Raw genomic sequence first — 25,573 nt, forward strand, 5'->3', positions numbered from 1 at the left:
GCGTGACTTTATAACTCTTTTGTAAAGAAAATATTATTTTTTAAACTTCTCGTACTTGCTCTTAAATTTATCGATACGACCTGCAGTATCCAAAAATTTGGCTTTACCTGTATAGAATGGGTGTGAAGTTCTTGAAATCTCCAATTTCACTAATGGGTATTCAACTCCATCAACATCTAAAGTTTCTTTGGTATCGGCTGTGGATTTAGTAAGGAAAACCTCTTCGTTGGACATGTCCTTAAAGGCTACCAATCTATAATTCCCTGGATGTATATCTTTTTTCATTGTAAAAACGTTTGTTCCTGCTTAATTTCAAGGTGCAAATTTAAATATTTTTCTTAAAACCACAACTTAAAATATTAAAAAAGAAAAATAAAAATTATCCAGCTTTAAATGTAACAAAATTAAGACCTTCACAACTAATCTAAAAAAATCATTAAAAAATTAATCAACATGGAAGAAACCAAACCAAAAACAGGTAAATACGCTTTAACTTACGGACTTATCCTAGGGGCTATTAGTGTGGTATTTATATTGATGTTATACTCATTGGATATGCATTACCAAGGTGGTCCATTGGTCATGGGTGTAAGCCTTCTTATCACCCTTGCCGTGATCATTATAGGTATGATGCAATTCAAAAAAGACAATAAGGGTTTTATGACTTTTGGGGAAGGTTTAAAAATTGGTGTCGGTATTGGCCTTGTTGCCGGTATCATTGGCATTATCTTCAATCAAATCTTGGCGGGGGTTATTGATCCAGAAATGATGGACAAGGCCATGGAGTATCAAAAAGGGATGCTTATGGAAACTACTAAAATGACTCCCGAACAAATAGATGCACAAATGGAAATGGGTAAAAAATTCACAACACCCTCCATGCAAATAGTATTCGGACTAATTTATAGTGTTGTGGCAAGCCTTTTATTATCACTTATTCCCGCATTAATTTTAAAAAGGCAAGAAACTATTCAGTAATTTGTACTTTTGAAAAGATTTTCCATTAGTACCGAATGAATATATCTATAATAATTCCCTTACTCAACGAAGAAGAATCGTTAACAGAACTGCATGATTGGATTGTACGCGTAATGCAATCCAATCATTTTTTATATGAAATACTTTTTATCGATGATGGAAGTACGGATACTTCTTGGGACATCATAACTAAATTGGGCAGGACCAATCCTAATGTAAAGGGAATACGTTTCTTAAAGAATTTTGGGAAATCCCAGGCCTTACATGCCGGATTCAAGGCAGCCCAAGGTGATGTGGTCATAACCATGGATGCAGATCTACAGGACAATCCAGAGGAAATCCCGGAATTATATCAAATGATCGCTAAAGAAGGTTTTGATCTTATTTCCGGTTGGAAGAAAAAAAGATATGACTCGATCATTTCCAAAAACCTCCCCTCCAAACTATTTAATTGGGCCGCACGTAAAACTTCCGGTGTACGGTTGCACGATTTTAATTGTGGTCTAAAGGCCTATAAAAAAGAGGTTATCAAGACCATTGAAGTTTCTGGGGAAATGCACCGCTATATTCCTGTATTGGCCAAAAGTGCCGGATTTCACAAAATTGACGAAAAGGTTGTTCAACATCAAGCCAGGAAATATGGCAAAACCAAATTTGGCATGGACCGCTTCATTAATGGTTTTTTGGATTTAATTACCATCTGGTTCGTTTCTAAGTTTGGCAAACGTCCCATGCATCTTTTTGGAGCTTTGGGAGTCTTGATGTTTACCATTGGTTTTGGATTTGCACTTTATTTGGGTATCGATAAAGTTTTTATCAATCCCTTTGGAAGGCTCATAACCGAGCGACCCCAATTCTATATAGCACTGATAGCCATGGTAATAGGAACCCAACTTTTCCTTGCCGGCTTTTTAGGGGAAATTATGGTACGGTCCAGAAAGAATGAAACCCGCTACAATATCACAGATGAGATAAATCTTACCGAAAAATAAACAAATATTCTTTGTATTTTTAAGAACATATAACACAAATGACTATGGAAGCCATACTAAAAAATGCCAAAAGCTGGTTGACCGATATTTTCGACGACAAGACCAAAAACGAAATTCAAAAGTTAATTGACAACAATACTGAAGAGTTAAAAGACCGCTTTTATAAGAACCTAGAATTTGGGACAGGAGGTATGCGCGGAATTATGGGGGCCGGTACCAATAGAATCAATAAATATACCTTGGGTAAAAGCACCCAAGGCCTTAGTAACTACCTTAACCAGGTATATAAGGATGAACAAGTTAAAGTGGTCATTGCCTATGATTGTAGACATAATAGTGACACCTTGGCCAGGACCGTTGCCCAAGTCTTTGCTGCCAATGGTATAAAGGTGTTCCTTTTTTCAGAATTGAGGACTACCCCTGAACTATCCTTTGCGGTAAAATACCTTGATTGCCACGCCGGTATAGTGTTAACAGCTTCACATAATCCACCTGAATACAATGGCTATAAAGTTTATTGGACGGATGGCGGTCAAATAGTACCACCTGAGGACGGAGCTATAGTAAGTGAAATTAATAGCCTTTCTTTTGAAGATATCAAATTCAATGCAGATGAAAGTTTAATAGAACTAATAGACAAGGAGGTTGATGAAGCCTTTATAGAAGCATCCGTAAAAAATGGAAACTTTAATGCTAAGGGCAAGGACAACTTTAAAATTGTGTTTACCTCCTTACATGGCACATCCATTACTGTAATCCCCGAAGTATTAAAACGGGCAGGGTATAAAAATGTTACCATTATTGAGGAGCAAGCCAAACCCGATGGTAATTTCCCAACTGTGGTCTCCCCTAACCCGGAAGAACCGGAAGCCCTATCCATGGCTATTAAAAAGGCCGAGGAAATTGGAGCGGATATGGTTATTGGTACCGATCCGGATAGTGACCGTCTAGGAGTGGCCGTTCGTAATTTGGAAGGAGAAATGGAAATTCTAAATGGTAACCAATCCATGATCATGATGACCAAGTTCTTATTGGATCAAAGAAAGAAAAAAGGTATTACAGGGAAGGAGTTTATTGCCTCCACCATAGTTTCTACACCAATGATGGACTCCCTGGCCAAGGCTTATGGAGTTGAATGTAAAACTGCCCTGACAGGGTTTAAATGGATTGCCAAAATGATCAAGGATTTCCCAAACCAGCCTTTTATTGGAGGGGGTGAGGAAAGTTTTGGTTTTATGGTAGGCGATTTTGTTCGCGATAAGGATGCAGTTACCGCTACCTTATTGGCATGTGAGATTGGTGCCAACGCCAAGGCTAATGGCAGTTCTTTTTACAAGGATTTAATAGATTGCTATGTGGATTATGGGTTCTTTAAGGAAAAATTAATTTCCTTGACCAAGAAGGGAATGTCGGGTGCTGAGGAAATTAAACAGATGATGATCGATTTTAAGGATAACCCTGTTGAAACCATTGATGGCTCCAAAGTGATTGTTGTGGAAGATTACAATACGGCAACCTCTAAAAATGTTATTACGGGTAAAGTATCGCCAATAGATATCCCAAAATCCAATGTATTGATATACATTACCGAAGATGGCACCAAAATGGCTGCCAGACCCAGCGGTACGGAACCCAAAATTAAGTTTTACTTTAGTATCAATACCGAATTGAAAAAGGCATCTGATTATAAAAAAGTAGATGCTGAACTCGATGCCAAAATTGAAAGAATCCTTAAAGAGCTGAATATAGGTTAATGGAGTATTTTAAGAAAATTCTTCGCTTTGCGAAACCATACCGTAAATACGGATTTTTAAACATTTTTTTTAATATTCTATACGCCCTTTTCAGTGCCCTTTCTTTTGCCGCTTTAATTCCCATGTTGGATGTGCTTTTTAAACCGGAAAAAAAGATTTTGGTAGAACCGGTCTATGAAGGCTTTGGGGAGCTTAAGGATTATCTACAGGATTATATCAATTATCGTGTCAACCTCTTTTCTGGCGATGATGAAATGAAAGGCCTAGTCTTGGTGATTGGCCTGGTATTGATTCTTTTCCTCTTAAAGAATTTCTTTAATTATTTGGCCATGTACTTCATTACCTTTTTAAGAAATGGGGTATTAAAAGACATTAGAAATAAGATGTATGCCAAAATAGTGGATTTGCCTATTTCCTTCTATTCCGAAAAGAGAAAGGGCGATGTTATTGCCCGTATAACTTCCGATGTATTGGAGATCCAACATTCATTCCTATCCATTTTGGAACTTATCGTTCGGGAACCTCTTACCATACTGTTTACTATTTTGATTATGTTCGGGATAAGTACAAAGCTTACCCTCTTCGTATTTATTTTTATACCCATAGCGGGAATGATTATTTCCAGAATTGGAAAATCCCTAAAAAAGAAATCGGATCGGGTGCAAAGGGAACAGGGGGAGTTTTTATCCATCGTGGAAGAAACCCTTGGCGGTCTAAGGGTTATAAAGGCTTTTAATTCCGAATCTAGATTTTATAAAACTTTTTCAAATTCCACCAATAGGTTTTTCCACTTTTCCAACAAGTTGTTGAACAGGCAAAACCTCGCTTCCCCTACTGGAGAATTTTTAGGGATATTGGTCATTGGGGTCTTACTTTGGTTCGGAGGAAAAATGGTGCTGATAGATAAGACTTTGGATGCATCCTCATTTATTGCCTACATGGGACTGGCTTACAACATTCTTACCCCTGCCAAGGCTATAAGTAAGGCTTCCTTTGGAGTTAAAAAAGGTAATTCCGCAGCGGAACGAATACTCGAAATTTTGGAAACAGATAATCCTATTGTAGAAAAGAAGGATGCCATTTCAAAATCTACATTTGATCAAGGAATAGAAATTAAAAACGTTTCCTTCAAGTATGAGGATGAGTATGTATTAAAAAATTTCAATTTAAAGGTTCCCAAAGGTAAGACCGTAGCCCTTGTTGGCCAATCTGGAAGTGGGAAAAGTACAATTGCTAATTTAATGACCCGCTTTTATGATGTAAATGAAGGCGATATTGCAATAGATGGTATAGACATAAGGGATTTTAGCAAAAAATCGCTTCGCAGCCTAATGGGGCTGGTTACACAAGATTCCATTCTTTTCAATGATACCGTTAAAAACAATATTGGTTTGGGGAAGGAGAATGCAACAGAGGAAGAAATAATTGCTGCGGCCAAAATAGCCAATGCCCACGATTTTATTTCTGAGCTGCCCCTCGGTTACAACACCAACATAGGTGATAGTGGAAATAAATTGAGCGGAGGACAAAAACAACGTTTGTCCATTGCTAGAGCGGTTCTTAAAAATCCACCTATAATGATTTTGGATGAGGCTACTTCCGCTTTGGATACCGAGAGTGAAAGATTGGTACAGGATGCCTTGGAGAAAATGATGCAGAACAGGACTTCCATAGTAATAGCCCATAGGCTTTCGACCATTCAAAATGCCGATACTATAGTGGTTTTACAAAAGGGAGAGATTGTGGAACAGGGGTCTCATGCACAGCTCTTGGCAAAAGATGGGGTGTATAATAAGTTGGTTACCATGCAATCTTTTTAAGTGAGGTAAACAATCCTTATACCTATTAATAACCACTTGACTCTAGTATAGGGATATTGCCCTGTAAGACAACTTGAAAAATACCGTTATCTTGAAACCTGTTGTTCCAAGATTTGCTTTTGGATCAACCTATTCTGAAGTACGTCCAAATATTTGAGGGCTTCCTTATTGTCATAATCCGTATGTGATTTTGTTGCCCATTCCATGGCCGATTTCAAGTCGCCATTGATTTCGTTTTTAACTGCCATGTTATAACATGCCCTTCCTGCAATTCGAGGATTGGAATTCTCTACATCCTTTTCCCATAATTCTGATGCTCCCTGTAAATCTCCATTTTCCATAAGTTGGCCAGCTAGGTCCAGGTTATCGGTGCCACGGGTAAAATACGATCTCTTAACATTGTTTTCAAAGGGTAATAATCGTTGGCCATAATTGCTGCCCGTTGACTTGCTCTGTTCAACCAAGGTGTCCTTTCGTCCCTCTATGGCCCTATAGGCCTCTATAGGGTTCGTGCCTTTGCCCCTGGAGATCACTTGACCATTAAAAACAAATTCATCTATTATTTCATTATTATTTGGATAATAAATTTTCCAGCCATTTTCTATAAGTGTTTCCAGGGTAATCTCTTGAGCCGGAACCTTTACCTTTACTCTCATTAGGTTAGGTTGCAACATAGATGTTTTCTTTACGGAAACTGTGGTCTCAGCATCAAAATAGGACATGGAAAATATAGCGTCCACATTGTTAGCCTGGCAAATTTCTTCAATGGATGCCCAAGAAATGGAATTATTTCCAGTATCAAAATTCAATAGCCCTTCAGGCACGGAATCGAGCATTTGAATAGATTGGAATCGGTTGTCCTTTAACAGTTCGTTGAATAATCCCGTAAGAGCGGCATCCCTTCCCTGCTCGGAAAGCCATTGTTCTTCGGCTGACACCATTCTGTTAAGTGCGGTTTCATCTTCTTCTACATCAGGCAGAATGCTCCTATTGATGATGCCTATCTTTTTAATTTTTTTTGAAATATGTACAGGTGATGGCTCAATTGTCTGAAGAACGATTTGCTTGGTTGGGCTACAACTTATAATTATCATTAGTAGGCCTGAGGCAAAAAACCTAATAGAAAACTTGCTCATGCTATTTAAATGAAGTTCAATTGTTAAAAGGATTAAGCGTATAAACATAACCTTCCTAAAACTCATTTTATAGGCAAAATATTGTCCTGTAGCCCAAAAACATGGTATTTAGGGGCTTTTTAATCTTTAAACCGCATAAATGCCTCCATTTTTGGAATGCCTTTAGTACCTATCCAATAAGACCTCCAATTCTATTAAGTATTAACTAGAATAGTACGAAAGCATCAAGAGTCCAGCTCCCCTTTTCTGAATACCGGACCCTTTTGTTGTATTATTCCAAAAAAAAATCGACACTTATTCTCCGGTAGATGTGCTCATCTAGATGCCTGTTGCTCCAAGACTTCATTTTGCGAGAGCCTATACTTTAAAATATTTAGATACCTAAGGGCATCCTTATTGTCATAATCGGCATAGGATTTTGAAGCCCAATCCATAGCGGCGTTCAAGTCGCCATTTATTTCATTTATTATGGCCATATTATAACAGGCCCTGCCAGCAATTTTGGCTTTGGAATTATCCAATTCTTTTTCCCAAAGCTGTGCGGCACCTTGCCAGTCTCCAGTTTGTGCCCTTCTTTTGGCTACCACAAAATTGTCCGTACCTCGAACAAAATAATCCCTGCTGATCCTATGTTTGTATGAGGATATCCTAGATCCATAGGCATAACCAATATTTTTGCTGAATTCTTCAACAGTTTCATTTCTACGGGCTACGGCCTCGATTGCCTTGATTGGATTAATCCCTTTTCCCGATGAGACAAGATGATCCGTGTACATAAATTCATCCACGATTTCCCTGGTCTGGGGATTATAGATTCTCCACCCATTTTTTATAAAGGTGTTTAAAGTGACTTCATGCGCCGGGACCGCCACTTTTATTCCTAAACTGTTGGGAAGTTGCATCATAGTGGGTTTATACGATACTTGGGTATCGGTGTCGTAAAATGCAAGTGAAAAGATGGCGTCAACTCCGTTGGCTTCGCAAATTTTTTCAATGGCATCCCATGACAGGCTAGCCGGAAAGACATCCAGTCCTTTTCTGATTTCTGTTTCGTTATCCAAAATTAGTATTTCCTCAAATCTTCCAGTTCTTGTTAGTTCATCAGATAGGGCGGTAATTGCTGCCTCAGCTCCTTTTTTATCCAAATTAAGGCCTTCAGCGGACAATATTTGATCTATTTTATCAAGTTGTTTATTTCCCTCAGAAGGTAAACTTCTATTGATAATTCCAATTCTCTGAATATCGTTTGGAATATGAACAATAGCTGGTTCAGTAGCTCCCATGGTTAAATTATTGGTGGCACTGCAGGATATCAGTAATATGCCAATACCAATATATCCGAAGATTAATTTAAGGTTTTTCATAGGTAGGTCTTTTATGGTTTCTATTTAAAACTATTGAAATAGTCTAGCTATAAAACATATACTGTGCCAAAAATATTGCTCAATGGACCAATATTCATCAACTTTTTATGTGGTCAACACAACTTATTCCTTTAAAAAAGGTAGACCTTACTTATAAATACATGGGTCTACTGGCCTCCCATATTGCTCCTATTCCTTACCTTTGAAGGTTATAAAATGTTATGGTAAGGAAATCACAATAAATGAATAATATAGGTTCAAAAACGCTTCAAGATTTAGAATTTAACACCGTACTCCTGCAATTGGCTGGGCGTTGTACCACAGAACTCGGAAAGGAACAGGTGCTAAGCTTGGAACCAATAGCGCTTAAAGATGAACTTTTGAAGGTTTTGGGACAAACTTCGGAGTATCTGGCTTCCTACTCCAATGACAATAGGATACCCAACCATAACTTTGATGCCATTAACTCTGAATTAAAGCTCCTAAAAATTGAGAATACCACTTTGGAAGTTGGTGGTTTTAAGAAAATAGGTGCCCTTTGTACAACTGTTGCAACACACATAAAGTTTTTTATAAAATTCAAGGAATACTATCCCTTACTTTTTGAGGTTACGGAATCTATTACCCTAAACACTGAGATTCCTCGGCATATAGAGGGCGTTTTGGATAAGTTTGGAGAAATAAAGGACAATGCCTCCTCCAATCTCCAAAACATTCGATCCCATATGGGGGTCGTCAAGGGCAAGATAAATCAAAGCTTTGCCAGCGCCCTTAACACCTATCACGCTTCCGAACTGTTGGATGAAATTAGGGAGTCGGTTGTAGACAATAGACGGGTGCTTGCCGTAAAGAGCATGTATAGGAAAAAGGTAAAAGGTGCCGTGATGGGAACTTCCAAAACCGGCAGCATTATTTATATAGAACCGGAAGCCACTCTTAGGTATAGTAGGGAACTAAGTAACCTGGAATTCGAGGAAAGGGAGGAGATTCAAAAAATATTGAATGATCTAACAAATCGGATACGGCCTTTTAGCCCTGACCTGTACTCATATCAAGATTTTCTTGTTCATATGGATATAACTGCTTCCAAGGCTAAATATGCCTTGGAAATGGATGCGCTATTGCCCGAAATAACTGATGACAGGGAGCTTTACCTTAGGGATGCCTACCATCCTTTGCTGTATTTGAGCAATAAATACAAAAAGGAGAAAACGTACCCACAAACCATTGCCCTGCATCCGGAAAACAGAATTATTGTCATTTCAGGACCTAATGCAGGGGGCAAGAGTATTACCTTAAAAACCATAGGCCTATTGCAGGTAATGCTACAAAGCGGATTATTAATTCCAGTACATGAGCGATCCAAGGTTTGTTTGTTCGACAATGTACTTACCGATATTGGTGACAATCAGTCCATAGAGAACCATCTCAGCACCTATAGTTACCGGTTGAAGAACATGAATTACTTTTTGCGGAAGTGTAACGATAGGACCCTTTTTCTAATCGATGAATTTGGTACAGGAAGCGATCCAGAATTGGGCGGTGCTTTGGCTGAGACTTTTTTGGAAGTCTTTTACGAGCGCGGTGCCTATGGTGTAATTACTACCCATTATGCCAATCTTAAACTCTTGGCCAATGAATTGCCATACATTAGCAATGCCAATATGTTGTTCGACGGAAAATCGTTGGAACCTACCTATCAATTGGTTTTGGGACAGGCTGGTAGCTCCTTTACCTTTGAAGTGGCGCAGAAGAATGGCATTCCCTATAGCCTCATAAACAGGGCTAAAAAGAAAATAGAGCGCGGTAAGGTTCGTTTTGATGCTACTATTGCAAAGCTGCAAAAGGAACGTAGTAAAATGGAGAAAACCGGTTCCAGACTGCAGGAGGAAGAATCCAAGGCTAGAACCGAGGCCCAAAAACTGGAAGACCTAAATTCCAAGATCAAATCCAAATTGGAGAATTACCAGGAACTGTATGACCACAACCAAAGGATGATCTATTTAGGGAACAAGGTAAATACGGCTGCAGAAAAATATTTTCAGGATAATAAGAAGCGTATTTTGGTTTCCGAATTAATACGTATTGTGGAAACAGAAAACAGTAAGCGTAAAAAACAAACGGTAAAAGAGGTTAAGGTACAAAAGGCAAGAAAGGCCAAGGTTGAGCAAGAGGTCATTAAAAAGGTGGAGGTAATCCGCGAAAAGAAAAAAGTAGAAAAGAAGAAGGCCGAAGTAAAGGAGAAAAACAAGCCGCGCCCCATATTTACAGTGGGCGATCGTGTTCGTTTAATAGACGGAAAGGCAGTAGGAAGTATAGATAGTTTGGAAAAGAACAAGGCCATTGTCAACTATGGTATTTTTACTACCAATGTGGGAGTAGACCAACTGGAATTGGTAGAAAGAAAAAAGTAAAAAAAGGGGTTACACCTCTACTAAAATGATTGAAAACAAAAAAATAATTCTATTTGACGGGGTTTGCAACCTCTGTAACAGTTCCGTGCAATACGTAATTAAACACGATGCCCGTAACGAATTTAAGTTTGCTGCCTTACAAAGTGAAATCGGGCAAAAATTAGCCCGGGAACGCGGAATAGATACATCTGTGGTTGATTCCATTATTCTGATAGAGACAGGAGTGGCCTATTATACCAAATCTACCGCTGCACTGAAAATAGCCCAATCTTTTGGAGGTGCTTGGGGATTGACAAGCATACTGGAATGGATTCCTGAAAAATTGCGAAATTGGGTATATGATTATGTGGCCAGAAACCGCTACCACTGGTATGGCAAAAAAGAAGCGTGCATGATGCCATCTCCTGAAATTAATGAGAGATTTCTAAAGGATTGAGTTAAATAAACTTTGTTATTACCAGAGCAGGTCTAAATTTTGCATTTATAACCTGCTCTTGGTAGTATAGAATTTTAAAATAGAATTTTCTTACAATTGTCCTCTTATCTCCCCTCCGGGATACTGAGATGTATGAACATTTACATAGATATTACCGGCACGGATTTCATCTATCAAGTTGGACAAGGGTTGTCCCAACATTGAGTTGATCAGATCATCTGCTGTAATTATCCCTTCCACCAAAACACCGTTCTGGGGCCCTGAGGGTTGATTCGTATTGGAATACAAAAAGGCTACCACTCCCCCATTGCTTCCCATTGGAGCAACATGAAAATGTGCTGCCCTTACGTTTTCAATATTGGCAGCGGTAATTTTGTAATGTATTTCAGTTTCATCTTTATTTATTTTAATGCTTACATGTCCAGCAGCATCCGAAGGCACAGCAGGGACTTCATTCCTTCCCTTTAGGGAGGTCGTAAAATTAAAAGTTTCCCCCATTTTTGATTTCACTGATAAGGGGTAGATCTGTTCTGTTGGTTCAAATACCACATCTGAGGAACACCCCCCACACAATAATATTAGGGCTAAAAGCCCCAAAAAACCCATTGAAAAATTAATAATTTTTTTCATAATACTGTTTAGATTTATACTTGGAGTAAAAAAAACACCTGGCAGGAAACGCCATTTAAAGAACCTTATTAAATTACAAAATAATTACACTGGATTTGAGGAATTATAAAAATAAAATATATTCAGAAATTGTATTAGCAGAATATCTAAAACAGTTGATTTTGGAATTGTTATAATTCTTTAAAATGGCTATTAAAACAACAAATCAAGCTCCTTAAATTTTATAACTCATTGATATAAACGTAAATTTGTAATTATCAATAAACTCATTTTAAATTATGGAATACCGTATAGAAAAGGATACCATGGGCGAGGTTAAAGTGCCGTCCAACAAATACTGGGGAGCGCAGACCGAACGCTCGAGAAATAATTTCAAAATTGGTCCAGCAGCTTCAATGCCATTGGACATAGTTTATGGATTTGCCTATTTAAAAAAAGCGGCGGCCTACGCCAACCATGAATTAGGTGTACTTTCCGAAGAAAAAAGAGATCGTATTGCACAGGTTTGTGATGAGATTTTAGATGGAAAGCACGATGACCAATTTCCTTTGGTCATATGGCAGACCGGTTCGGGAACACAAAGTAATATGAACGTAAATGAGGTTATTGCCAATAGGGCCCATGAGCTTGCGGGAAAGAAAATCGGTGAAGGTGAAAAAACCATACAGCCCAATGACGATGTAAATAAATCCCAGTCGTCCAATGATACATTCCCTACAGGGATGCATATTGCCGCATATAAAAAAATTATTGAAGTTACTATTCCAGGCGTTACCCAACTAAGAAACACCCTGGATAAAAAGGCGAAAGAATTTGCCAAGGTGGTAAAAATAGGACGTACGCATTTAATGGATGCCACTCCCCTAACCTTAGGGCAGGAAATTTCGGGTTATGTTTCCCAACTGGACCATGGATTGAAAGCTTTGAACAACACCTTAGATCATTTAAGTGAGTTGGCTCTTGGAGGTACGGCGGTAGGGACAGGTTTGAATGCTCCTAAGGGCTATGATGTTCTTGTGTCACAGTATATAGCCAGATTTACCGGGCTACCATTTAAAACTGCCGAGAACAAATTTGAGGCCTTGGCCTCACATGATGCCATTGTAGAAAGCCACGGAGCTTTAAAACAGTTGGCTGTAGCCCTTAATAAAATAGCCAATGACATTAGAATGATGGCATCAGGTCCAAGATCTGGCATTGGAGAAATTATTATTCCGGCGAACGAACCTGGTAGTTCCATTATGCCCGGAAAGGTAAATCCAACCCAATGTGAAGCCTTGACCATGGTATGTGCTCAAGTAATGGGGAACGATGTAGCCATAAGCGTAGGTGGAACCCAGGGCCATTATGAGCTGAATGTTTTTAAACCCATGATGGCGGCGAATATTTTACAGTCTGCTCAATTAATCGGCGATGCCTGTGTAAGTTTTGACGAGAATTGTGCCGTTGGTATAGAACCAAACCACGATGTAATAAAGCAACTACTTAATAACTCTTTAATGTTGGTTACTGCTTTAAACACAAAGATTGGGTATTATAAGGCTGCGGAAATAGCGAATACTGCCCATAAAAATGGTACCACCTTAAAGGAGGAAGCTATTAATTTGGGATATGTTACTGCAGAGGAATACGATGAGTGGGTAAAACCTGAAGATATGGTGGGTACCTTGGATTAATACTTGAAGTCAATAATTAAAAAAGGCCAATCCCGAAAGATTGGCCTTTTTAATTAAATGGATAGTGTTACTATTATTTCAATTGAAACTTGGAAGTTCCCAATAATTTTAAACCATTATCATAAACATTTACCATATAATTCCCTTTTTGGAATTCTCCCGCTGGCTTGTCAATGAAATCACATACATCCAAAGAACGGTTCTCATAGTAGAAATCGGTTCCTTTACTGTAAGTTACAGAAGCTCCGGAATCACTTGTTTTAGAGAAACTTTCTCCTAGTACATTTCCCTGTGGATCTAGAACTTCAATAAAGAATTGTCTGTCACCAGCTTGTGCAATAACGTTATCTGCAACAGTGAAACAAACTTTTAATTTGTCAGTTGCCTTAGCTCTAGAAGTAGATACCATTTTACCACTAGTTCTTTCTTTAACCGCATCAACAGAAAATTTTGATAGATTCAAAGCTGACCCTTTTGAAACTACGTCTGCCAACTGAGTGTTCTGTACTACTAATGAATCGTTGAAAACTGTTTGTTTTTCCAATTCAACATAAGTACTGTCTCTTTGCATTGCCAAGAAAGTATTAGATCTGGTTAAAGAATCTACTTTTCTTATTAATTGCTCTCTTTCTTTGGTTAAAATACCCACTTGCTTTCTGTATCGATATAGACTTGCAATATCAGATTTCATAGTTTTAACAGAATCGATGTATTTTGCAATGTTATCCCTGGCAGAAACCAATTCTTCATTGGTAGCATTACTTTCCAAGATAGCCTTGTCGTATTCTGATTTTAAACTGGTCAAGTCTTCAACAACCAATTCTTTTTCTTTTGTAAGTAATGCAGTGTTCTTTTGTTTATCTTGATATAAACTTACTGTGTAAATGATTACACCAAGTAAAATAACACCTAATAAACCTGCTATAACCTTCAATCCATTATTACTTTTTGTTTCAGTCATAATTGTAATTATTAATTATTTAATTTTTTTAGCCTTAAAATTATTTGTTTGTAACACTCTATATACGATCAAGTTTGGATTTTAGATTTTTTTAGTTAAAAAAAAATAAATTTTCTCCCAAAGAATCCAAAATTCTTACCTTAACCTTAGGAATAAGGTGATTTTGCTGATATGGGTTTAAAAATAGTCCCCTTTAAATCAAGCTATGCCAAAAGGTTTAAAGAGCTTAATGTAGCATGGTTGGAAAAATATTTTTATGTTGAACCAAAAGACGCCATTCTTTTGGAAAATTGTGAGGCCAACATAATAGATAAGGGTGGCTATATATATTTTGCCCAGTACAATGAGGATTTAGTGGGTTGTTTTGCATTGCTAAAAATGGGAAAAAACGAATATGAATTGGGTAAAATGGCGGTAGATCCAAATTATCAGGGATTAAAAATTGGTCAGGCACTTCTTGGTTTTGCCATTAACCTAGCGAAACAAAAGAGATGGAAGAAATTAGTGTTGTACTCCAACACCAAGTTGGAAAATGCCCTCTATATTTATAAGAAATATGGCTTTATGGAGGTTGCAATTGAAAAAAATATTCCCTACGCCAGGAGTGATATTAAAATGGAACTATTAATAAATTAAAATATTCGAATTATGAGTTATTCAAATCATATTATGGCTTTGGTTGTTCTAACAGGTCTTTTGTCTTATGGTTGCAAGGAAAAAGCCAAACAAACTTCGGCTGAGGAGGAAATCGTTGAGCTTGTTTCTGAAAATACGTCTTCAGGTTTAGATATTACTCCAATTGAACACGCCACGGCAGTTTTGGATTGGGATGGGACAATCATCTATATAGACCCAGTTGGAGGCAAGGATGCCTTTGCCAACGTCAAGGAACCTGACCTAATATTGATTACCGATATTCACGGGGATCATTTCAGTCTGGAAACATTACAGGCCTTAAATACCAAAAAGGCCAAAATAGTTGTCCCACAAGCTGTAGCCGATAAGATTCCATCAGAATTTACACCCCAACTGGACATCCTAAATAATGGTGACTCAAAGGAACGTTATGGAATTAATATCGAAGCTATACCCATGTACAATCTACGTGAAGAAGCCAAAGATTTTCATACCAAAGGTAGAGGAAATGGGTATGTGCTTAGTAAAAATGATCAACGCATATACTTTTCCGGTGATACCGAGGATATTCCTGAAATGCGGGCTCTACAAAATATAGATAAGGCCTTTGTTTGTATGAACCTTCCTTATACAATGACCGTTGAAAGTGCAGCAGACGCTGTTCTGCAATTTAAACCCAAACAAGTGTATCCTTATCATTATAGGGGTAAGCCAGATGTTGGAGACGTTGTAAAGTTTAAAAAGTTGGTAAATGAAAAGGATTCCAATATTGAAGTGGTACAATTGGATTGGTATCCGAAGGAAGATTATTAATCGATGTTCTGATAAACCATATGCGTTAACATAAAATCCATAACCTTTTAAGTAATAAAACGCTGTTTCTTAATCATCTCGATTAAAGAAACAGCGTTTTTATTAATAATATCGCTAGTAATTAGCGTATTAACTTCTTATATTTTAGTCGCTTCGGTATTAAATCTCCTCCCAAACGTTTCTTTTTATTTTCTTCATATTCAGAGAAAGATCCTTCAAAGAAATAAACTTGAGAATCCCCTTCAAACGATAAAATATGGGTACAAACCCTATCCAGGAACCACCTGTCGTGGGAAATAACTACCGCACATCCGGCAAAATTTTCCAGACCTTCTTCCAAGGCCCTTAAAGTATTAACATCCAAATCGTTAGTTGGCTCATCTAAAAGTAGTACGTTACCCTCCTCCTTTAAAGTCATGGCCAAATGCAAACGGTTCCGTTCACCTCCCGAAAGCATATCCACTTTTTTGTTCTGCTCACTACCAGAAAAATTGAATCTACTTAAATAGGCTCTGGAATTCACCTGTCTGCCTCCCATCATGATCAATTCCTGCTCATCACTAAAATTCTGCCAAATAGTTTTATCAGGATCTATATTGGAATGACTTTGATCTACATAGGCAATTTTTGCTGTATCCCCCACTACAAATTCACCCTTATCCGGTTTCTCCTCGCCCATTATCATACGGAAAATGGTAGTTTTACCTGCCCCGTTGGGACCAATTATGCCTACTATACCAGCTTGTGGCAATTTAAAGTTCAAATCTTCATAAAGCAATTTATCCCCGTAGGCCTTACTTACTCCATTGGCTTCAATGACATTGGTTCCCAATCGAGGTCCATTAGGGATATAGATTTCCAGTTTCTCATCCAATTGTTTTTGGTCCTGGCTCATTAATTTATCATAGTTCTGCAAACGGGCCTTTTGTTTGGTCTGTCTGCCCTTAGCCCCTTGTCTGACCCAATCCAACTCTCGCTCTAATATTTTTTGTCTTTTGGAGGCTGTTTTGCTTTCTTGGGCCATTCTCTTGGATTTTTGATCCAACCAGCTAGAGTAGTTCCCCTTCCACGGAATACCTTCTCCCCTATCCAATTCCAATATCCATCCGGCCACATTATCCAAGAAATATCTATCATGGGTCACGGCAATAACGGTTCCTTTATACTCCGCTAGATGATGCTCCAACCAATGAACGGATTCTGCATCCAAATGGTTCGTTGGCTCATCCAGCAAAAGAATTTCAGGTTCTTGCAACAATAATCGACATAAGGCAACACGTCTCCTTTCACCACCGGAAAGTATTCCAATTTTCTTATCGGGGTCCGGTGTACGCAAGGCATCCATGGCTATTTCCAATTTGGTGTCCAGCTCCCAGGCATTGCTGGCGTCTATTTTGTCCTGAAGTTCCGCTTGCTTGTCCATGAGTTTTTGCATCTTATCCGCATCCTCATATACTTCGGGAAGCCCGAACATATCATTTATTTTATTGTACTCATCCAAAATAGCAACGGTTTCGGCAACGCCCTCCTTGACAACTTCCAATACTGTTTTATTTTCGTCCAACTGGGGTTCCTGCTCAAGATAACCAACCTTATAACCTGGAGAAAAAACTACATCTCCCTGGAAGTTCTTGTCCACTCCCGCTATTATTTTTAGCAAGGTAGATTTACCGGAACCATTAAGACCCAGAATTCCGATCTTTGCTCCGTAAAAGAAGCTTAAATAAATGTTCTTTAATACCGGGGTATTGGCAGTTTTGTACGTCTTGGTAACCCCGGACATGGAGAAAATCACTTTCTTATCGTCCGACATATTATATATGTATTATTAATTTTGATTATTTTATTTTGAGGTGTTAGGTGAGTCATTATTGGTTTCCAGCATTTTGTTCTATTCTTTTGGTAAACCTTAACCCAATGTAATACCTTATACCCTTCCTTTTAATGCATTAAAAACCCATGCAATTGCGAAGAAACCTATTCCTACCGAGGCAAATCCCCATCCGGCTACATCATCATATCTAAAAGCACCTAACGCAATAAGCGATAGACCTACAATTATCATTATAAAGGTTGCCCAAGCAAGTACTGTATTCTTATTCATTCCCATGTTTTAATCGGTTTGGTTTGTAGAGCCTCAAATATCGTAAATTTTACAAGAATTTATCATCATACAAAAAACTTTATTCCTACCGATGACGGAATAACTAAAAGCCATAAGGTCCAAGAGCTAAGCTAGTAGGTAAGAACTGGCACGCAATGATGATAGCAAGGGCTCCTTCCCTTGGATAATGGAAGGTGAATCCTCCGTTAGCTGCGGAGGAGTCGGAAGGGATTGATAGCCCAGGTTTATGGGCGGAGACAATAGATAGGGTATGGGTTTACGGGACGGGATTTCAATTTCCCCTCTCGATCGTTGCCAGGACTTTTCCCCACCTAGGAGCAGGGCAATGAATTGCCCTCTGCGTTCCAAGAGGAGAGCCCTTAGCTATTATGCTCAAAATGAGTTCTCAATCGATGTAGAAATTATTTCAACGTAATCCCGATTTGTGCATTTTTTAAAAATGTTATCCCTCGAAAGGAAATACTATTCCATTTTGCTTTCTCACTGTGTCCAATATCGTTATTAAATCCAAACTGTTTTGATGGCTCCAAAGTGCACTTTCTAATTTACCTTGACTAAGACAGGTATGGACCTCATTAATTTCATAATAATAACCCCTTCCGGTTGTTGGTAACTTAATCTCTTCATTTTCATTGTTTTTCCCAATGGTATATCCTTGGGCCTCATGCCATCTGCCGGGAATATATATAGTACCTTTTTCCCCTGATATTTCAGCTTTCATTTCGGACCTACTTGTAAATCCCGAATACAAAATTGCTTGGGCTTTTGGGTACTTAAAAATCATAGACGTCTGTACTTCGGCACCATTTGCATGAAAATTGGAAGTGGATAAAATTTGATCTGGCTTACCAAGAAGCAAATAACTTAAAAAAACAGGATAAATTCCGATGTCCAATAAAGATCCTCCTGCAAGTTTCGGATTCAAAACCCTACCTTCGAAATCCCTATCTAGGGCATAAAAGGCAAAATCTGCATGTAAATAGGCCAATGAACCTATTTCACCAGTATCCACTAACTCCTTTACCCTTTTAATGGTAGGATTAAATCTACTCCATAGGGCTTCCATTAAAAACACTTTGTTTCGTTGCGCAGCCGCTATCATTTTTTGGACCTCCACCCTATTTACGCCCATAGGTTTTTCACATAGCACGTGTTTACCATGATCCATGGCCATAATAGTAAGTTCTGAATGCAGGGTATGTGGTGTGGCAATATAGACTACATCAACCTCCTTGCACTCGAAAAGTTCCTTGTAGCTCCCAAAAGCATTAGGCACTTGGTATTCCTTGGAAAATGCTTGGGCCTTGACCATATCCCGAGAGGCGACGGCATATATTTGAGCTTCATTCACTAGGGCAAGGTCCTTAACAAAATTGCGGGCGATATTACCCAAGCCTATAATTCCCCATCTCACTTTTAGTCCCATTTTGAATATGATTTAATTAAAGTTAATAAATATAACTCCTTATCTTTATTGCGCAAAAGAAAGCCAGTACAACATGGATATCAACTTCAACAAAAACGAAGACCACAATAAATTACTATTATCAGATTTAAAAAATAGACTTGCCAAGGTAAAACTTGGCGGTGGAAAAAGCCGAATTGAAAAGCAGCATGCCCAGGGCAAATTAAATGCCCGAGAACGTATTGATTATCTTTTGGACAAAGGTAGGGATGCTATAGAAATTGGCGCATTTGTAGGTGACGGAATGTACGAAGCCCATGGTGGGTGTCCCTCTGGAGGCGTTGTTATTAAAATTGGATATATAAAGGGAAAACAGTGTATTGTAGTGGCCAATGATGCTACCGTAAAGGCTGGTGCCTGGTTTCCAATTACTGCAAAAAAGAACCTTAGGGCACAGGAAATTGCCATGGAAAACCGCTTGCCCATTATCTACTTGGTAGATAGTGCCGGGGTATACCTTCCCATGCAGGATGAAATTTTTCCGGATAAGGAACACTTTGGCAGAATATTTAGAAATAATGCTATTATGAGCAGCATGGGAATCACCCAAATTTCCGCTGTTATGGGCAGTTGTGTTGCCGGTGGAGCCTATCTCCCCATCATGAGCGATGAAGCATTGATAGTGGACAAGACAGGTAGCATTTTTTTAGCTGGTAGCTATCTGGTAAAAGCCGCCATTGGGGAGTTAATCGACAATGAAACCCTAGGGGGTGCCACAACACATTGTGAAATTAGTGGGGTTACGGATTATAAGGCGAAAGACGATAAAGATGCTTTGGATACCATAAAAAGCATTATTGATAAAATAGGCGATTATGACAAGGCAGGGTACAACAGAATAACCCCAATCAGACCTAAGGAAAAGGAAGATGACATCTATGGCATTCTCCCAAAATCTAGAACGGAGCAATACGATATGCTTGAGATTATAAAGCGGTTGGTAGATAATTCCGAATTTGAACAATACAAGGAAGGCTATGGTAAAACAATACTTACAGGTTATGCCCGTATAGACGGTTGGGCTGTGGGCATAGTAGCAAATCAACGTAAGGTGGTGAAAACCAAAAATGGGGAAATGCAGTTCGGGGGCGTCATATATTCCGATTCCGCGGATAAGGCCACCCGATTTATTGCCAATTGTAATCAAAAGAAAATCCCTCTGGTATTTTTACAGGACGTCACCGGATTTATGGTGGGTAGTAAAAGTGAGCATGGTGGTATTATTAAGGATGGTGCCAAAATGGTGAATGCGGTGAGTAATTCTGTTGTTCCTAAATTTACCATTATTATAGGCAATAGTTATGGGGCGGGAAATTACGCCATGTGCGGAAAAGCGTACGACCCAAGATTGATTGTGGCTTGGCCCAGTGCCGAATTGGCGGTAATGAGCGGCAATTCTGCTGCCAAAGTATTACTGCAGATAGAAACAGCGTCGCTAAAGAAAAAAGGTGAAAAAATAACGGAAGCCCAGGAAAACGAACTTTTTAATAAAATAAAACAGCGATATGACAACCAAATATCGCCCTATTATGCCGCCTCACGTTTATGGACAGACGCGGTAATAGATCCTTTGGACACTCGGAAATACATATCATTGGGCATAGAGGCAGCCAACCATGCTCCTATTGAAAAGCCTTTTAACATGGGAGTGGTACAGGTATGATAATTCGAGGATTTGGAAATGGGTTAATTTGGAAATGTACCAATTTGCAAATGTAGCAATATGTTGATTTGGGGATTTGGAAACTCTTGAATCCACCCTTCAAATAAACTATTCCAAATGGAGTAGCCTTAAAGTTTCAGCCCTATTTACCTTGCCACTGCCCGTCTCAACGAACTTGGGTACGCTAAATATTTCTTTGGGGATTTCATATTTGGAAATTGAGTTAAGGGATTTTATATCCACATGCAATTGCTCAGTATCAACATTTCCTTCGACCACCAAAACCATTTTCTTGCCCAATTGGGCATCAGGGATTCCAGAAACAAAAAACCTTGAATTAATTAAAGACGACAATTTGGACTCCAATTGTTCTGGAATTAATTTTACTCCGCCCGAATTTATAACATTATCATACCTCCCCAACCATTGGAATTCTGAAGAAGATATTAGGTTTACCACATCATTGGTCACTATAATTGCGTCCGAAACTTTAGGGGCTTCTATTACTAGGCAATCCCTTTCGTCCTTAGTGAAAACAACATTTGGTAGTGCATTAAAATTGTTGGTGACGGAACCATCGGAAAGTTTCTTCACTGCAATATGAGTAATGGTTTCGGTCATACCATAGGTTTCAAAAACCTTAGTATTTACCCTGCTTAAACTTAATTTTAGTTCTTGCGAAATGGGTGCACCTCCAATTATTAAAGTGGTTATTAGGTTTAAATAAGGTATTGAATTTTGTACCTGTATAGGTACCATAGCACCAAAATCATAGTGCAGGGAGCTCAATTCCAGTGGATTGGCGGAAGGCTCAACAAAGTCCATTTCCCAGCCGAGAACCATGGCGCGTACCAACATCATTTTACCAGCAATAAAATTTACCGACAAACAATTAAGGGTCTTAGCTCCTGCTCCCAATTTAAAAAATACTCCTGTGGCTAGAGCGGAGTTGACCATATGCTCCTTTTTCAAGGTAATTATTTTCGGAATGCCGGTAGAGCCTGAAGTTTTAACTTGCATGGAATCCGAATCATCCAGCCAATCCATAAGGAAATTGCCAATCCCTACTTCATACTCTTGTCCTTCCTTGATCAGACTGTATGCCAATTCCTTTAAATCCACGAAATCGTAATGGATTCCGTTGAATTTGAATTTGGGATGGATATTTTTATAGATTGGACTCACTATCCTCAACTAATTGAACTGTTTCAATATTTTGTACATCACCAGTCAGACGCTCCTTCCATTTGGTCCAGCCATATTTTTTGGAAAACACAATCAATAGGATGGGATAGATTACCAAAACCGGCAAAAAAACATCCCATCCCAACTTTGGTTCGGATATATCCCTGTAGAGCGATTCGGTCTGGAAAGCGGTCCAATCTGCGGTTACCAAGAGGGCCGTTAATAAATTATTGGCCGCATGGAAACCTATAGCTAATTCCAATCCTTCGTCCATTAGCGTTAAAATCCCAAGAAAAAATCCGGTACCAATATAGTAGACCATTATACCGTACCCCAATTTTTCTACCTCAGGATTAAAAAGATGCAACAACCCAAAAATCATTGAGGTGATTACCAAAGGCACCCATCTTTTTCCTGATATTAACCCTATGCCCTGCATGAGATATCCACGCATAAAATACTCTTCAAAACTAGTTTGGAGTGGAATCAAAAATACCGATATAAGGCATAAAATAATAAAGGGTTTCGCATTAAAATTGAAGACATAATCCTCAGGGGAGAAATAAATGTCCACTCCAGTAATTAAAATAGTAATCAATCCCCAAAGGCCGAAAGCATAGAAAACTCTTTTCCAATCAATTTTAGTTCTACTTGTGGTAAGGGAAACTATGGTTTGGCGATGTACATATTTTACGGTAAGAAAGGTTGCCAATAGACCAAAAACAAATGAAATCAACATTAAGAATAGGAATAGGTTGCTTCCTACCATTTTGGACATCCCACTAACATCCGTAGGAAAGGTTTCACCGCCAAGAGACTTCATTATTATAACACCAAGCAATGGAATTGAACCCACAAGTTGCCATCCAATAAATATGACCACAATTCCTACCAAATATCTCCAAGATTCATGATTTCCTTTATACCCTTGTTCAATATACATATATGCTCTGTATTAAATTAGTTTCCCAAACCTTGTTATTGGCATATTTTAAAGTGCCATTCTCCAAGGTCAACGGGCAATCAAAATTATTGTTGTACAAACCTCCGGTACCCAGTCCCTGAGGTAAGTTATTGTTTAAGGTATAAGTCCATTGGGCAATGGCATTAAGACCAATATTGCTTTCCAATGCACTGGTAACCCACCATTTTATATTGTGTGCATCTGCTATTTCAATCCACTCCAAACTTCCCCTGAATCCACCAATTAAACTTGGTTTTAAGATTATATATTCCGGTTTTATGGTTTGTAGCAGTTTCTCCTTTTCCGTTACATGTGTTACTCCAATAAGCTCCTCGTCCAAAGCAATTGGAATGGGCGTATTTGAACACAATCTTTTCATTTCATTGGGGTTCCCAGCCTTAATGGGCTGTTCTATAGAGTGGAGGTCAAATTGAGAAAGACGTTCCAGTTTATCCATTGCCTCCGAAGGAAGAAAAGCGCCATTGGCATCGACCCTTAGTTCGATTTCCTTTTCACTGTATTTATTTCGAATTGATTTTAATAGGGCTATTTCTTTCTCAAAATCTATTGCTCCAATTTTTAATTTTATGCATTTGAAGCCTTCCTCCAACTTTTGCTGGATCTGCTGGAGCATAAAATGCTCATCTCCCATCCAAATCAGTCCGTTGATTGCTATGGGGCTATTGTTTTCCGTGAATTCTGAAGGGTAAAGTAAAAAGGGATTTTGGGAATTTAAGGATAAAAAAGCTTGCTCCACCCCGAACTGAATACTTGGGTAATCCATCAAAGCTTCCCATAGTCTTTTTTTTCCCAAATTGATATTATCGCAGGTCCATTTTAGCCTTTCTTCATAGTCTGGGACATCATCAACACTTAATCCCTTTAAAATACCACATTCCCCAATTCCAAATTTTTTATTCTTCTCCAAAATAATAAAGAAGGTTTCTTTATGGGTCATTATACCCCTGGAAGTACCGCTGGGACGTTTAAATTCTAAAATGTATTTTTTGTAGGTCGCTTTCATGAAATATAAGATCAAATTTAGTTATCTTTTTTTCTTAAAATGAAAAAAATGACTACAAAAGTCAACAAAGTGGCTTGGATAACGGGGGCTTCCTCTGGCATTGGTGAAGCACTTACCTATGAATTTAATCGCCGGGGCTATAAACTGGTTATTTCTTCCAGAAAATTAGAAGATATACAATTGGTAAAGAATCGTTGTCCAAATAATGATTACATCTCCTTACTCCCATTAGATCTGGTAGATATGGATAAAATGTCTGAAATTGTAAATACTGCTATGTCTTTCCATGGACCAATAGACATATTGATAAATAATGCAGGCATAAGTCAACGTTCCTTAATTATGGAAACCGATTTGGAAGTGTATAAGAAATTGATGGATATAAACTATATGGGCACCATTGCCCTTACCAAAGCAATACTTCCACATTTTGTGTCCCAGAAAAATGGCCACTTTGTTACTGTAACTAGTCTAATGGGGAAGTTTGGATCTCCTTATCGTTCAGGATATTGCGGGGCCAAACACGCTCTTCACGGTTTTTTCGATGTTCTGCGTATGGAACACGAAAAGGACAACATAAGGGTTACCCTCGTATGCCCCGGTTTTGTAAATACCAATATAGCAATAAATGCCCTTACGGCAGATGGTACTCCCCAGGTAGACAATGATACTGCCACAAAAAATGGATTATCTACCCAGGTATTTGCTAAAAAAATGGTGAAAGCAATAGAAACTCAAAAATTTGAAGTTTATATTGGTCGGAAGGAAGTAATGGGTATCTATTTAAAAAGATTTTTTCCTAAACTGCTCCACAAGGTGGTATTGCGAAATAAAGTGAGATAGTTAAACCCCTAAAGACTCCCCTATTCCCAATAATATTAATGCCTTTCCTAGCTTGGAAAATTTTTGAATGGACTCTTTATGATCTATCACTATATACCCAAAGGTATCATAATGGTAGCCCAATATCTTAGGGCATTCAACAAAATCAGACGCTTTAATGGCGTCCTCAACCCCCATTGTAAAGTTGTCCCCAACGGGTAATACGGCAAGATCCAATTTAAAAGACATTGGAATAAGCTTCATGTCCATAGTCAATGCAGTATCTCCGGCGATATATATATGTTTATCTTCAGAAGATAAAACAAATCCTCCTGGTTGCCCCCCGTAAGATCCATCAGGAAAGGAAGAGGTATGAATGGCATTAACATATTTAAGGGTCCCAAAATCGAAATCCCAGCTCCCGCCATGATTCATAGGGTGAGCGGTAAGGCCCTTGCTCTCATAGTAAGTGGCAATCTCATAATTGCTTACCACTGTGGCATTGTTCATTTTTCCAATTTCCTCAACATCCAAGGTATGATCTTGATGGGCGTGGGTAACCAGGATGTAATCGGGTTTTAAATCTTTTATGTCAATTTTTCCAGAAGTTTTTTCATTCCCGGAAATAAATGGATCCACCAATATCCTTTTGCCTGCTGTTGTAATTAGCAAGGAAGCATGACCTAGAAAAGTAATTTGCATAAGTTGAACTGTT

24 protein-coding genes are annotated in these 25,573 nt (G+C 38.5%); 11 read left to right on the forward strand and 13 right to left on the reverse strand.

What is annotated here, in order from left to right; genetic code table 11:
• Window positions 1-33 precede the first annotated feature (33 nt).
• Window positions 34-285 carry a type B 50S ribosomal protein L31 gene (locus MWU78_RS07300; RefSeq protein WP_246996463.1) on the reverse strand — a complete coding sequence of 84 codons (252 nt, stop codon included), beginning with the start codon at window positions 283-285 and terminating at the stop codon, window positions 34-36.
• 168 nt (window positions 286-453) lie between these two features.
• Between MWU78_RS07300 and MWU78_RS07305 the strand changes: the two genes are divergently transcribed.
• Genes MWU78_RS07305 through MWU78_RS07320 form a run of 4 tightly spaced genes read left to right on the forward strand, consistent with a single transcriptional unit; the run spans window position 454 to window position 5,544 of the window.
• The gene (locus tag MWU78_RS07305) at window positions 454-978 is read left to right on the forward strand and encodes a DUF4199 domain-containing protein (RefSeq protein WP_246996465.1); all 525 of its coding nucleotides are present in this window, start codon (window positions 454-456) and stop codon (window positions 976-978) included.
• 35 nt (window positions 979-1,013) lie between these two features.
• Window positions 1,014-1,970, forward strand: a complete 957-nt coding sequence (locus MWU78_RS07310; RefSeq protein WP_246996467.1) for a glycosyltransferase family 2 protein — start codon at window positions 1,014-1,016, stop codon at window positions 1,968-1,970.
• 44 nt (window positions 1,971-2,014) lie between these two features.
• Window positions 2,015-3,724, forward strand: coding sequence for a phospho-sugar mutase (locus tag MWU78_RS07315; protein ID WP_246996469.1), 1,710 nt, complete (start codon window positions 2,015-2,017; stop codon window positions 3,722-3,724).
• On the forward strand, window positions 3,724-5,544 hold the full coding sequence (locus MWU78_RS07320) for an ABC transporter ATP-binding protein (RefSeq protein WP_246996471.1): 1,821 nt from the start codon (window positions 3,724-3,726) through the stop codon (window positions 5,542-5,544). Before MWU78_RS07315 ends, MWU78_RS07320 begins: the two co-directional genes overlap by 1 nt.
• An 86-nt stretch (window positions 5,545-5,630) precedes the next feature.
• Here MWU78_RS07320 and MWU78_RS07325 read toward each other — a convergent pair whose 3' ends face one another.
• Entirely contained in the window at window positions 5,631-6,680 is a 1,050-nt protein-coding gene (locus MWU78_RS07325) for a DUF6340 family protein (RefSeq protein WP_246996473.1), read from the reverse strand.
• 314 nt (window positions 6,681-6,994) lie between these two features.
• Window positions 6,995-8,044 (reverse strand): DUF6340 family protein, encoded by a 1,050-nt coding sequence (locus MWU78_RS07330; protein ID WP_246996475.1) that lies wholly within the window; start codon window positions 8,042-8,044, stop codon window positions 6,995-6,997.
• A gap of 242 nt (window positions 8,045-8,286) precedes the next feature.
• On the opposite strand from MWU78_RS07330, the gene MWU78_RS07335 reads away from it, so the two are divergent.
• On the forward strand, window positions 8,287-10,458 hold the full coding sequence (locus tag MWU78_RS07335; protein WP_246996477.1) for a DNA mismatch repair protein MutS: 2,172 nt from the start codon (window positions 8,287-8,289) through the stop codon (window positions 10,456-10,458).
• A gap of 25 nt (window positions 10,459-10,483) precedes the next feature.
• Window positions 10,484-10,894, forward strand: a complete 411-nt coding sequence (locus MWU78_RS07340) for a DCC1-like thiol-disulfide oxidoreductase family protein (RefSeq protein WP_246996480.1) — start codon at window positions 10,484-10,486, stop codon at window positions 10,892-10,894.
• A 90-nt stretch (window positions 10,895-10,984) separates the two neighbouring features.
• On the opposite strand, the gene MWU78_RS07345 is transcribed toward MWU78_RS07340, so the two are convergent.
• Entirely contained in the window at window positions 10,985-11,524 is a 540-nt protein-coding gene (locus MWU78_RS07345) for a CHRD domain-containing protein (RefSeq protein ID WP_246996482.1), read from the reverse strand.
• Between the two features lie 278 nt (window positions 11,525-11,802).
• On the opposite strand from MWU78_RS07345, the gene fumC reads away from it, so the two are divergent.
• The gene (gene fumC / locus MWU78_RS07350) at window positions 11,803-13,200 is read left to right on the forward strand and encodes a class II fumarate hydratase (protein ID WP_246996484.1); all 1,398 of its coding nucleotides are present in this window, start codon (window positions 11,803-11,805) and stop codon (window positions 13,198-13,200) included.
• A 73-nt stretch (window positions 13,201-13,273) separates the two neighbouring features.
• Here the strand turns inward: fumC and MWU78_RS07355 are convergent, their stop codons facing one another.
• Window positions 13,274-14,161 (reverse strand): hypothetical protein, encoded by an 888-nt coding sequence (locus MWU78_RS07355; protein ID WP_103441938.1) that lies wholly within the window; start codon window positions 14,159-14,161, stop codon window positions 13,274-13,276.
• Between the two features lie 171 nt (window positions 14,162-14,332).
• On the opposite strand from MWU78_RS07355, the gene MWU78_RS07360 reads away from it, so the two are divergent.
• On the forward strand, window positions 14,333-14,797 hold the full coding sequence (locus tag MWU78_RS07360; protein WP_246996486.1) for a GNAT family N-acetyltransferase: 465 nt from the start codon (window positions 14,333-14,335) through the stop codon (window positions 14,795-14,797).
• A gap of 12 nt (window positions 14,798-14,809) precedes the next feature.
• Window positions 14,810-15,610, forward strand: coding sequence for an MBL fold metallo-hydrolase (locus tag MWU78_RS07365; protein ID WP_246996488.1), 801 nt, complete (start codon window positions 14,810-14,812; stop codon window positions 15,608-15,610).
• 121 nt (window positions 15,611-15,731) lie between these two features.
• Here MWU78_RS07365 and ettA read toward each other — a convergent pair whose 3' ends face one another.
• The 4 genes from ettA to MWU78_RS07385 all read right to left on the reverse strand — a co-directional run bounded on the left by ettA (window position 15,732) and on the right by MWU78_RS07385 (window position 19,161).
• Window positions 15,732-17,423 carry an energy-dependent translational throttle protein EttA gene (gene ettA / locus MWU78_RS07370; RefSeq protein WP_246996490.1) on the reverse strand — a complete coding sequence of 564 codons (1,692 nt, stop codon included), beginning with the start codon at window positions 17,421-17,423 and terminating at the stop codon, window positions 15,732-15,734.
• A 114-nt stretch (window positions 17,424-17,537) separates the two neighbouring features.
• Window positions 17,538-17,720, reverse strand: a complete 183-nt coding sequence (locus MWU78_RS07375; RefSeq protein WP_031443882.1) for a CAL67264 family membrane protein — start codon at window positions 17,718-17,720, stop codon at window positions 17,538-17,540.
• Window positions 17,721-17,840: 120 nt separating this feature from the next.
• The gene (locus MWU78_RS07380) at window positions 17,841-18,083 is read right to left on the reverse strand and encodes a hypothetical protein (protein ID WP_246996492.1); all 243 of its coding nucleotides are present in this window, start codon (window positions 18,081-18,083) and stop codon (window positions 17,841-17,843) included.
• Between the two features lie 94 nt (window positions 18,084-18,177).
• The gene (locus tag MWU78_RS07385; protein ID WP_246996494.1) at window positions 18,178-19,161 is read right to left on the reverse strand and encodes a Gfo/Idh/MocA family oxidoreductase; all 984 of its coding nucleotides are present in this window, start codon (window positions 19,159-19,161) and stop codon (window positions 18,178-18,180) included.
• A gap of 73 nt (window positions 19,162-19,234) precedes the next feature.
• On the opposite strand from MWU78_RS07385, the gene MWU78_RS07390 reads away from it, so the two are divergent.
• Complete coding sequence (locus tag MWU78_RS07390) at window positions 19,235-20,863, forward strand: carboxyl transferase domain-containing protein (RefSeq protein WP_246996496.1); 1,629 nt, start codon at window positions 19,235-19,237, stop codon at window positions 20,861-20,863.
• A 108-nt stretch (window positions 20,864-20,971) separates the two neighbouring features.
• Here the strand turns inward: MWU78_RS07390 and MWU78_RS07395 are convergent, their stop codons facing one another.
• Genes MWU78_RS07395 through MWU78_RS07405 form a run of 3 tightly spaced genes read right to left on the reverse strand, consistent with a single transcriptional unit; the run spans window position 20,972 to window position 24,036 of the window.
• Window positions 20,972-22,048, reverse strand: coding sequence for an AMP-binding protein (locus MWU78_RS07395; RefSeq protein ID WP_246996498.1), 1,077 nt, complete (start codon window positions 22,046-22,048; stop codon window positions 20,972-20,974).
• A complete protein-coding gene (locus MWU78_RS07400; RefSeq protein WP_246996500.1) occupies window positions 22,032-22,991 on the reverse strand; it encodes a CPBP family intramembrane glutamic endopeptidase in 960 nt (319 codons plus the stop codon). The genes MWU78_RS07395 and MWU78_RS07400 overlap by 17 nt, the downstream gene beginning before the upstream one ends.
• Window positions 22,981-24,036: an o-succinylbenzoate synthase gene (locus tag MWU78_RS07405; RefSeq protein WP_246996501.1), complete on the reverse strand. Its 1,056-nt coding sequence runs from the start codon at window positions 24,034-24,036 to the stop codon at window positions 22,981-22,983. Before MWU78_RS07405 ends, MWU78_RS07400 begins: the two co-directional genes overlap by 11 nt.
• Window positions 24,037-24,084: 48 nt before the next feature.
• Here MWU78_RS07405 and MWU78_RS07410 point away from each other — a divergent pair, with 48 nt between their 5' ends.
• Entirely contained in the window at window positions 24,085-24,879 is a 795-nt protein-coding gene (locus tag MWU78_RS07410) for an SDR family oxidoreductase (protein ID WP_246996503.1), read from the forward strand.
• Here the strand turns inward: MWU78_RS07410 and MWU78_RS07415 are convergent, their stop codons facing one another.
• Window positions 24,880-25,560: a metal-dependent hydrolase gene (locus MWU78_RS07415; RefSeq protein WP_246996506.1), complete on the reverse strand. Its 681-nt coding sequence runs from the start codon at window positions 25,558-25,560 to the stop codon at window positions 24,880-24,882. It lies immediately after the preceding gene.
• Between the last annotated feature and the right edge of the window lie 13 nt (window positions 25,561-25,573).

It is taken from the genome of Arenibacter sp. F26102, assembly GCF_023015865.1.
Classification (GTDB): domain Bacteria; phylum Bacteroidota; class Bacteroidia; order Flavobacteriales; family Flavobacteriaceae; genus Arenibacter.

Coding starts and splice junctions, on each gene's coding strand:
- ettA (WP_246996490.1), bottom strand. CDS start 17,423: ATGTCGGACGATAAGAAAGTGATTTTCTCCATGTCCGGGGTTACCAAG.
- MWU78_RS07300 (WP_246996463.1), bottom strand. CDS start 285: ATGAAAAAAGATATACATCCAGGGAATTATAGATTGGTAGCCTTTAAG.
- MWU78_RS07315 (WP_246996469.1), top strand. CDS start 2,015: ATGGAAGCCATACTAAAAAATGCCAAAAGCTGGTTGACCGATATTTTC.
- MWU78_RS07410 (WP_246996503.1), top strand. CDS start 24,085: ATGACTACAAAAGTCAACAAAGTGGCTTGGATAACGGGGGCTTCCTCT.
- MWU78_RS07390 (WP_246996496.1), top strand. CDS start 19,235: ATGGATATCAACTTCAACAAAAACGAAGACCACAATAAATTACTATTA.
- MWU78_RS07400 (WP_246996500.1), bottom strand. CDS start 22,991: ATGTATATTGAACAAGGGTATAAAGGAAATCATGAATCTTGGAGATAT.
- fumC (WP_246996484.1), top strand. CDS start 11,803: ATGGAATACCGTATAGAAAAGGATACCATGGGCGAGGTTAAAGTGCCG.
- MWU78_RS07415 (WP_246996506.1), bottom strand. CDS start 25,560: ATGCAAATTACTTTTCTAGGTCATGCTTCCTTGCTAATTACAACAGCA.
- MWU78_RS07310 (WP_246996467.1), top strand. CDS start 1,014: ATGAATATATCTATAATAATTCCCTTACTCAACGAAGAAGAATCGTTA.
- MWU78_RS07405 (WP_246996501.1), bottom strand. CDS start 24,036: ATGAAAGCGACCTACAAAAAATACATTTTAGAATTTAAACGTCCCAGC.
- MWU78_RS07385 (WP_246996494.1), bottom strand. CDS start 19,161: ATGGGACTAAAAGTGAGATGGGGAATTATAGGCTTGGGTAATATCGCC.
- MWU78_RS07335 (WP_246996477.1), top strand. CDS start 8,287: ATGAATAATATAGGTTCAAAAACGCTTCAAGATTTAGAATTTAACACC.
- MWU78_RS07375 (WP_031443882.1), bottom strand. CDS start 17,720: ATGGGAATGAATAAGAATACAGTACTTGCTTGGGCAACCTTTATAATG.
- MWU78_RS07360 (WP_246996486.1), top strand. CDS start 14,333: ATGGGTTTAAAAATAGTCCCCTTTAAATCAAGCTATGCCAAAAGGTTT.
- MWU78_RS07365 (WP_246996488.1), top strand. CDS start 14,810: ATGAGTTATTCAAATCATATTATGGCTTTGGTTGTTCTAACAGGTCTT.
- MWU78_RS07320 (WP_246996471.1), top strand. CDS start 3,724: ATGGAGTATTTTAAGAAAATTCTTCGCTTTGCGAAACCATACCGTAAA.
- MWU78_RS07340 (WP_246996480.1), top strand. CDS start 10,484: ATGATTGAAAACAAAAAAATAATTCTATTTGACGGGGTTTGCAACCTC.
- MWU78_RS07355 (WP_103441938.1), bottom strand. CDS start 14,161: ATGACTGAAACAAAAAGTAATAATGGATTGAAGGTTATAGCAGGTTTA.
- MWU78_RS07330 (WP_246996475.1), bottom strand. CDS start 8,044: ATGAAAAACCTTAAATTAATCTTCGGATATATTGGTATTGGCATATTA.
- MWU78_RS07345 (WP_246996482.1), bottom strand. CDS start 11,524: ATGAAAAAAATTATTAATTTTTCAATGGGTTTTTTGGGGCTTTTAGCC.
- MWU78_RS07305 (WP_246996465.1), top strand. CDS start 454: ATGGAAGAAACCAAACCAAAAACAGGTAAATACGCTTTAACTTACGGA.
- MWU78_RS07325 (WP_246996473.1), bottom strand. CDS start 6,680: ATGAGCAAGTTTTCTATTAGGTTTTTTGCCTCAGGCCTACTAATGATA.